An 8,958-nucleotide genomic window follows, 5' to 3' on the forward strand; every position below is an offset into this window, starting at 1 on the left:
GCAGTAGTATATTGTAGGATGATTTGTCTTGTGAAATAGTCTTTGGCGTCATGTATCCTATTTTATAACACTTTTTTTACTCTGCTTACTTTTTTCTCTCCTACCCCGAATTATTGAGCGGATACGCAAACAGCACCGACATTTCCTGCTGCACTTGATCGCCTAAACTGACATTAATAATACTTTCATATCCCAACAAATTTAGAAATTGATGTGGCACAAATCGCCCGTAGGCATCAGTTAATTCCGATTCAGCATCCAGAGATTTTTCTAAGCTTTTATTGACTTCAAATAATTCCTTAATAAATGTTTGGCGGTCGGCTTCAGCTTGTTTGCGTTCCGTGACATCTTGAAAAACTGCGATCGCAAAAGCAACTTTGCCACAGTCAAAAATTGGCGTCCCCCAAGTCTCAAGGGGGATTTTATTGTCGGATTGATGAATTTCCAAATCGTCAGCCGTCGAACTTTCTCCCTTCAGCGCTCGGACAATCGGCAAATTATCGGCAGGGTAAATAATATCAGTTCCCGCGATATAAAATTTATAACTTTTTGACAAATCATCAACAGCATTTAACGGCAACACCCCTTGGCCGAGTAACTGCTGTCCGGCACGATTGACGTAGTAAGGTTTACCTTGAGCATCGAGCACGGCCACGCCTACGGGAATCGCTTCGAGAAATTGAGCTAGCTTAACTTCACCTTCCCGCACCGCCTCCAATGCCCGATAGCGCAACTCAGATTCAACCGTATCGGAATGTTCAGCAGTATTTTCCAGCAAGATTTCCAGATCCGCTTTTTCCTCCTTCAAGTCTTCCACTTGCTGGCGCAATCTTTCTATCTCTAAAAGTAGCTGTTCTCTAGATGGTTGTTCTTCCAGCATAACCCGAGAATTTGCGCCTCGACTAACAGAAACTTCCTCAACAGTCCATACCCTAAAAGTCATCATATGTCTATAGTAATTCAAACTGCAAACTCGGCATTAGGCGCTGGAAATTCTTCACAGATTTACCTTGCCAAGCTATACATTGAGAACCTTGTACCGCCATTTGCACCCGAGCTTTTTTGCGTACTGCGATAATAAACTTCGACAGCATATTTATGCCTGAACTGTTCAAAAATTCTAACTGTTGCAAATTGAGGGTAATTTTTGCCGGTGCCAAATCGGCTACCTCCTCCAGTAACTGCACTATCGGCGCGTACTCTAGGGGCCCGCTCAACCTTAGAGATCCTATAAAACTCACGGTTGCCGTTGATGGATCGTAACAGATCCCGTAATCTTCTGTTTTAATTTCCATTGCCGCAAAAAAAGTCCCTTAGATATTATCGATCGCCAGCGATACTTATACTCTTAATTGCACCATAGTTGTCACCGTAATTACTTCCGGGTCTTTTTGCACCGTCTGGAACTTCCAACCTATTTGGGTGGTATAATCGCTGAGCATGGTTAGCAGGCCCAATCCTGAATTAGTAGAAGTTTCGTCAGCAGCATTTTTTTCCAACTGCTCAATGTACAGCTCGCTCGGATCCGACTCCAGCAACTGCTGAATGTAAGCCTGAAACTTCCCTACATCTTGCGGAGAGATGCTGTTAGCAACTGAGAAAATCAGTCCGTCGCTCTTTAATTGCAGTTTAATGTTGATCGGGTGTTCCGATGTCTCATCATTAAACTTCATCGCATTCTCTAATAACTCATTAGCAATGTAGCTAACAGCACTTTTAATTTCAGCTTGTCTGTCAATTGTCGAGGGATCATCCTCGTTTCCAGGGAAAAAAGTCGTCAAGTAGTCAGCCAGAAAATCCGCCGACAAACCATTGTTCCGCCACCGCTGCTTGAGGGGGATCGAACTCGGGGAAAATCCAATTATTAAATATTCGTGGCTGGGAGTAGGCTCGATGAAATCCCCGAAAGTCTGAATCATATTAGTTGACGGTTGACTGTTGACTGTTGACTGTTGTTATTTGTTAATCGTTATTTGTTATTTGTTATTTGTTATTTGTTGACTCTTGTTATTTGTTAATTGTTAATTGTTATTTGCTGCCAATGCCCTGTTTGCCCAATGCCCTGTTTGGCCAATGCCCAATGCCCCATTCCCCATTCCCCATTCCCCATTCCCCATTACTTATTTTTGTTTAAGAATCAGCAATGTGATGTCATCAAAAACTTTTTGTTCGCCGATGTGCGATCGCACGTCGTCAATTACAGCGTGCCTGATCTCTGTAGCCGTTCGCTGCCAATTAATCTGTATTACCTTAATTAACCTATCTAAACCATAAAGCACTTTATTCATATTTTTAGCCTCCGTAATCCCATCAGTGTACAGCACTACCACATCTCCTGAATGCAACTGGACAAGGGTTTGAGCCACAAAATCAGCAATATCTTCATCCAGCCCGATCGGGAAACCCAAATCGATTGTATCAAACCGCTCGACCGAACCGTTACACCGCACTACAATCATTTCCTCGTGCTGGCCGCTCAACTTCAGCATTCCCTCGTGATAGTCTAGCAAAGCAAGGCTAGCGTTCTTATCGCATTTCATCCGCTGCATATTATCGTAAATTACAGTGTTAATAGCGGTTAAAAATCTTACCGGATCGGCTTCGTTGTAGGTGAGCAAAGTTCGCACTGCTGTTTGAAGCATAATCATTAAAACACCGCTCTCCAATCCGTGTCCCGTCACGTCGCCAATACCAATTTTTACTTTACCTTCGTGCTGGAGTACATCGTAATAGTCGCCGCCTACTTCATCAGCAGGTTCCATAAATCCTGCAATATCTAAGCCAATAACTTCCTTCAATTCTCGGTCTTTCGGCAGCAGCATCTGCTGAATTTTGCGAGTGACATCTAGTTCGGCACTCATCCGCATATTTTCGGATTTTAGGCGATCGTTAAGAACAGTAATTTCTTGATTCGCACCAACCAAAGCCTCGGCAATCTTGTTAAATGCACCCACAACTTGCCCGAGTTCATCTTTGTTATCCAAAATAATTTTGTGGTCAATATTGCCACTTGCCATATTTTTTGACGCTTCCTCAAGCACAAATACAGTTTGCATGACTGCTAGGTAAAAAGACACAAACAAATAAACAACTATTGTTAAAATAATTAGAATAAAAACATAAATTAAGTGTTTTCTAGCAACTAAAGCATCTATACGTTTTTGCAGGATAAAGTCTAATTCATTGACACTTTTGTCCCACAGTTCAAAACTCGAATTCAGAACTCGGTCGCTGCCATCGAGATAGGTATAATATTCGACTGCGGCTGTGGGATAAATTAGTTTATCTAGTTGGGCAGTTAGTTGCTCTACTACTGAGTTAAAATTTATCAAATCTTGGCTTAATTTCGGTCGCAGATTCCCGTGAGGATTGTTGCTAAATCCTACCTCCATATTGATTGCTAAATCCTGATTGAGTTCTCTCAATTTGCCCGCAAAAGTAACCAATTTCGCTCTTTCCTCAGGTGTGGCATCGGAACGCAGGCTACTTTTTTGAGAAAATAGCCTAATTTCTGACAATAATTTTTGCATTTCTGGGATTTTCAACAAAGTTGCATCCATCAAATAATAGGTATCTAAATCTGGGTCTAATATGAGATTGGAAGTATCGCCGACGCGAGCGCTCAATTTATTAATATCAGATGCTATTTTTTGATATACAACATCGTAAGTTTCTAAACTCCACTGGCTGCGATGAAGTTTAAATTTTTGCCAATTTTGATAAATGGCATTAAATTGCTCGCGGGAAACTAAAACTATTCCTAACTGGCGGTCTGTATTTGCCAGGGATTGAAAGTCCGCGTCTATCTTAGCTTCAAAATTATCCCAGGACTCGTGCTGGCTTAAATTTGGATTTAAACCCTGATAATTTAACAGGTGAAATTTCGGTATGTATTCCCTCAACTGGCGCAGCGGACGCAGGTATTGATTGCCGTAGATTTCTTTTTGGGCAAAATCAACTCTGGTGTTAATTTCGGAAATCAGCAGGTACATCATCAAGACTAACGGCATCGCAAATAGAAAACCGATCAAGATGAATTTTTGAGGATAGCTGATCCGATTCATTAAATGGATTCCTAGGGATTTTCTGTTCATAATTGATATATTTCAACAAGATGTTACTAAAAAAGTAGCGATCGCTACTAAGTTATTTTCGGGGACGATCGCTCTTGAAAACCTAAATCCTCTAATTAATCAGCGATAGCTTGCTTAATTTATCATGCGTTCCCGTCCTGTTGCTGCAGATTGTACGGCATCCCTTGGCTCTCACTGGCTCAGTTCGCCTCCCCTTGTCTACAAAACCTTCAGAAGTTTGGGCACGATGAATAGTCATTTATACTGAGATGTTCCGCCAAAATCAATTTTTTTTCAGCAGATTTACCTAGCGATAAATTTTGCTCAATACTATACTAAAAGTAAAAATTAAGTAATAACTGGTAGTGCAAGTTTCCTGAAACAGAAGTGGCAGCAGGGAGTATAAGATACTTGTGCCGCACGACTCTGTTAAGTCGGTTCTGCACCAAGGAACAAACAGCACCAGCAGCAGTGTCTATATCAGTATCTGCATTTGAGTGCTCCGGAGCGATCGCGCAAGAGTGTAAAGTGAGGCAGAGAGCGTACTATGAAACCAATCTCCGAAAATAACTCTCAAAACAATCAAAACCGAGGTGAAAAGCAGCCTAATCCTTTAATCTTGGCTTTGGTGCTGACGGGAATTCTGGCATGGGAAATATATCCGGCGCTAATCCACACCGCTGCGGCTAACGCGGGCGCCATCAAACAGTCCCTCGTTCAGGTGGAAAACCAAGATGAGCAAACAGCGCAGCAATTTCCCGCTGTCGGGGATCAAAAAAAAATCAGCTATTCGGGATTGGTACTAAATAGTCTAATTTCCGAACCGGGCAATTTGGCTGAGGGTGCGCGCCAAAATCCTCCGAACCAATTGCCCGCAACCGTCGCAGCCGCAGTTCGCCAAGAGTTGTCGCAATTGACTGGGATTGCTGCTGACAAGTTGAAAGTCACTGAATCGAGCCGGCAAAGTTGGCCGAATACTTGTTTGGGACTCGCGAAATCTGATGAAATTTGCGGCCAAATGATTGTTGAAGGTTGGCGGGTTGTGGTTTCTGACGGCCGCCAAACTTGGGTTTACCGCACCAATGCTAGGGGGAATGTGTTGCGTTTGGAAAAGAAAGTTAGTTAAGAGAATTTCACTCTGTGAAATGAACAATAATTTTAATTGTGGAACAGGCAAGATGCCTGTTCCACAAAGAGTGAATTTTCTGGTGGGAGGTTTCTTGGAACGGGAGCATCTCAGTTTTGAATTTGTAGTGCGAGCGTCCCCGCTCGCGAGTCTTGCAACTGATAGCGAGCTCTTAAGCTCGCACTGTAAAAAATGCTTTTTGCAAAACTGAGATTCTCCCTCTTGGAACAGGCTTTCCGGCCTGTTCCACAAAGAGAAAGAGTACATTTATATGGTGGTAGATTTCTTGTGGGGTGGGGACGGGAGCCAGCCCCTAACATCAATTTGGGAGTTTTTTTCTTTCAATAATCCCGCCACCTAAGAGCACATCTCCGTCATACCAAACTGCGGCTTGTCCGGGGGTAATGCTCAACTGCGGTTCGTCAAAAATGATCTTGACTCTTGTACCGCTGGCTTTTTCGTCTGCTTCGGATGATTCTACGGGAATAATTGTAGCGGGGACGGGTTGCGATCGATAGCGAATCTGCACGGAAGCCCGAATCGGAGCGATCGGTGGAGCGACAGAAACCCAATTTACTTTCTGGACATTACAGTCAGATTCTACCGCCAACTGGCGATCGCCCACAATTACCCGATTAGCACCAGCATCAAGTTCAATCACATACAGCGGTTCCGGTGCGGCAATCCCCAGGCCCTTCCGCTGGCCGATAGTGTAGTGGTGCACGCCGTCGTGCTGTCCGAGTACGCGGCCAGACTTGTCTACAATGTCACCCTTTTGCGGCGCAATGTACTTGTCGAGAAAAGCCCGCATCGAACCGTTACTTTCCACCAAACACAAATCCTGACTTTCCGGCTTATCAGCGGTTGTCAAGCCAAATTCTGCTGCAATTCTGCGAGTTTCAGTCTTGGTGATTTCCCCCAAAGGAAACTCCGTACCTGCTAGCAAATCCTGTGTTAAATCGTACAAGAAATAAGACTGATCTTTCGCAGGGTCGATCGCCCGCAGCAACTGATAGCGATCGGTAGCAGTATCATAGGTAATGCGAGCGTAGTGCCCGGTAGCAATCTTTTCAATACCCAACTCTTCGCGAGCGTACTTGAGCATCGGCCCGAACTTCACAGTTTTATTGCACTGCGAACAGGGCAGAGGTGTAACTCCTGCACTGTAACCGTTCACCAAAAAATCGACAATACTTGCCTGAAAGACTTCGCGGCTGTCAACAATGTGGTGGGGAACGCCCAAATCTTCGCAAATTTTAGCGGCATCAACCATTCCCTCAGAGCAGCATTGACCTTTGCCTTTCATCAACCACAGCGTTAAACCCACCACTTCATAGCCCTGATGGTGTAAAATTGCGGCTGCTGCGGAACTATCGACCCCGCCGGAGAGGCCTACGACAATCTTGTTCATAAAAAAGTTCGGTAAATGGGAAACGAGCGTGGCGTTGACTCCCGCTCGTGGGAAACTCCAAGAGCGGTTTCAACCGCCTTGAATCCCCTTGCGGGGTTGGAGGGGTATGGTTGCCCCTCCGGTGAGGTATAGTTGCCTCGATCTCTCTTGCGAGAGTAATGTTCGCCTCGCCAATGTTATAAAAGCTTTTTAGGCTAGCAGCACTGTCTCAGTGACTTTAAGACTGTTTAACCACTAGCGACAGAGCGGAAAACTGGCGTCGCATTCTCCGGTGTCGTGACTCAAATAACGTAGTCAGTTAAGACTTAGGCTGGTCAGTACAGCTCGCGAGAGATTTCTCTTACAAGCTCAGTCCCTTTAAGGCTGAGTTACTGACGGTTCGGAAATAAATTGCTATTCTACTGTTTTACTGTTACGCAAGTTCGATCAATCTAATTAATTATACCACAAAAATACTACAACCGTCCCGGACGCAACTGGTACATTAAAAAAGGTACGTTGTTGCGCTTTAGCGCTAAATCTGGCGCAAAGAGCGCAACAACGTACCTAAAAACTCTTTTAAGTATTGTCAGAATTGCGATCGCGAACTGTTCAAGCTGGTACTGCTGCTGTTAGCTGAAATTTTATCACTAATTATGACTGTTCAAAAATTTGTTGTCACTGCCGACCAAATGCGGCAAATAGAAACCAGAATTTTTGCTGCTGGAATGCCTGTAGCAGCTTTAATGGAAAAAGTCGCGCACCTGATTGCTAGACGCATTCAGGTGCTGTTGAAGTCAGAGGGAAGAAGTCAGAGGGAAGAAGAGGAAAAATTTGTTAATTCTCAATTCCCAGCTATTGGGGTGTTGGTTGGGCCGGGACATAACGGCGGCGATGCTTTGGTTGTGGCACGCGAATTGCACTTTAAAGGATTCCCAGTAGTTATTTACTGCCCGTTTTCTAAACTCAAAGAACTTACCAAAAGTCACGCTGATTATGCGCGTCATTTAGATATTCCATTTGTTGATAAAATCGAGCCGCTGAAAAACTGCGACTTTCTCGTAGATGGTTTATTTGGTTTTGGGTTGGAACGAGAAATCACTAACCCGACAGCCGCCGCGATTGATGAAATAAATAATTTAAACATCCCGATTTTTAGTATAGATATTCCGTCGGGAATTCATACGGATACTGGCGCAGTTTTGGGTACTGCAATCCGGGCAAAACATACATTATGTTTGGGGCTGTGGAAACGGGCATTTCTGCAAGACCAAGCATTAGAATATATCGGCAATTCTGAATTAATTGATTTTGATATTCCCGTTGCAGATATTGCAGCAGTATTGGGCGATGTTCCAGCAGTACAACGCATTACTAAAGCATCGGCAATTCAGCATTTGCCATTGCCCCGATCGCCAATTTCGCACAAATACACCAACGGTCACTTACTAATTATTGCAGGTTCGGGCCGTTACAGCGGAGCCGCAATTTTAGCCGCATTGGGAGCAAGAGCCAGCGGAGTCGGAATGCTGTCAATTGCCGTCCCTCAGTCGATTAAACCGATGTTGAGCAGTCATTTACCAGAGGCATTAGTTATAGGATGTCCCGAAACCCCAAGCGGTGGCATTAAGGAGTTGCCGGTAGCAATTGATTTGAACTCCTACGATGCGATCGCCACAGGGCCAGGTCTGACATTGGAAGCGGCGATCGCTGTAGAATCTGTACTGGAGTGCGATCGACCTCTGGTTTTAGATGCCGACGGTTTAAATATCCTCGCTCAACTCGGCACAGTTCCCATTTTGTCGGAACGCCGATCGCTGACAATAATCACCCCTCACCCGGGCGAATTTAAGCGTTTGTTTCCCGAATTAGCCGGCCTTAGTGGCGATCGAATTGCCGCAACTCAAGCAGCGGCAGAGCTTTGCGGTGCAACAGTATTGCTCAAAGGAGCCAGAGTTTGCATAAGTTGGAAGGAGGATGACGGCGATTCCCTAGGGGATAGCTACGCTTCACGTACCCTTACCTATCTCAATCCCGAAAGCACCCCAGCCCTCGCCAGAGGCGGCAGCGGCGACGTTCTCACCGGCTTGTTAGGGGGATTGTTAGCAAGTGCGATCGCCCGTAAATCCCCCCCCCAAGAAGTGGCAGTAACAGCAGCGTGGTGGCACGCTAGAGCCGGAATCGCCGCAGCCAAAGAACGGACAGAATTAGGTGTAGATGCCTTTACTTTGACACAGTATTTAATTCCTACCTTGCGAGAATTACAGTAAGGGCGATCGTCCCATTCGCTGTAATGCTCGCCCATTAGTGCGATCGTAAGGACTTCAGTCCTCTGATTTTGATAAGGACTGAAGTCCGAACGATCAAAC

The 8,958-nt window shown here is 44.8% G+C and carries 7 protein-coding genes; 2 read left to right on the forward strand and 5 right to left on the reverse strand.

The genetic code is table 11. The features are described from left to right. Nucleotides 1-100: 100 nt before the first annotated feature. The 4 genes from QZ938_RS31470 to QZ938_RS31485 all read right to left on the reverse strand — a co-directional run bounded on the left by QZ938_RS31470 (nt 101) and on the right by QZ938_RS31485 (nt 4,094). A complete protein-coding gene (locus QZ938_RS31470; RefSeq protein WP_293363658.1) occupies nt 101-880 on the reverse strand; it encodes a PAS domain-containing protein in 780 nt (259 codons plus the stop codon). Between the two features lie 70 nt (nt 881-950). After that, complete coding sequence (locus QZ938_RS31475) at nt 951-1,295, reverse strand: hypothetical protein (protein WP_293145726.1); 345 nt, start codon at nt 1,293-1,295, stop codon at nt 951-953. A gap of 45 nt (nt 1,296-1,340) precedes the next feature. Continuing rightward, nucleotides 1,341-1,919 carry a DUF6272 family protein gene (locus QZ938_RS31480; protein ID WP_293356082.1) on the reverse strand — a complete coding sequence of 193 codons (579 nt, stop codon included), beginning with the start codon at nt 1,917-1,919 and terminating at the stop codon, nt 1,341-1,343. A gap of 201 nt (nt 1,920-2,120) precedes the next feature. Further along, the gene (locus QZ938_RS31485) at nt 2,121-4,094 is read right to left on the reverse strand and encodes a PP2C family protein-serine/threonine phosphatase (RefSeq protein WP_293363656.1); all 1,974 of its coding nucleotides are present in this window, start codon (nt 4,092-4,094) and stop codon (nt 2,121-2,123) included. Nucleotides 4,095-4,620: 526 nt separating this feature from the next. Between QZ938_RS31485 and QZ938_RS31490 the strand changes: the two genes are divergently transcribed. Beyond that, nucleotides 4,621-5,199 (forward strand): hypothetical protein, encoded by a 579-nt coding sequence (locus QZ938_RS31490; protein WP_293145719.1) that lies wholly within the window; start codon nt 4,621-4,623, stop codon nt 5,197-5,199. A 319-nt stretch (nt 5,200-5,518) separates the two neighbouring features. Here QZ938_RS31490 and mnmA read toward each other — a convergent pair whose 3' ends face one another. Then, the gene (mnmA, locus tag QZ938_RS31495) at nt 5,519-6,610 is read right to left on the reverse strand and encodes a tRNA 2-thiouridine(34) synthase MnmA (protein WP_293145716.1); all 1,092 of its coding nucleotides are present in this window, start codon (nt 6,608-6,610) and stop codon (nt 5,519-5,521) included. A 635-nt stretch (nt 6,611-7,245) separates the two neighbouring features. On the opposite strand from mnmA, the gene QZ938_RS31500 reads away from it, so the two are divergent. Next, on the forward strand, nt 7,246-8,859 hold the full coding sequence (locus tag QZ938_RS31500; protein WP_293145713.1) for an NAD(P)H-hydrate dehydratase: 1,614 nt from the start codon (nt 7,246-7,248) through the stop codon (nt 8,857-8,859). The last annotated feature ends 99 nt before the right edge of the window (nt 8,860-8,958 follow it).

It is taken from the genome of Microcoleus sp. CAWBG27 (genome assembly GCF_020883145.1).
Classification (GTDB): domain Bacteria; phylum Cyanobacteriota; class Cyanobacteriia; order Cyanobacteriales; family Microcoleaceae; genus Microcoleus.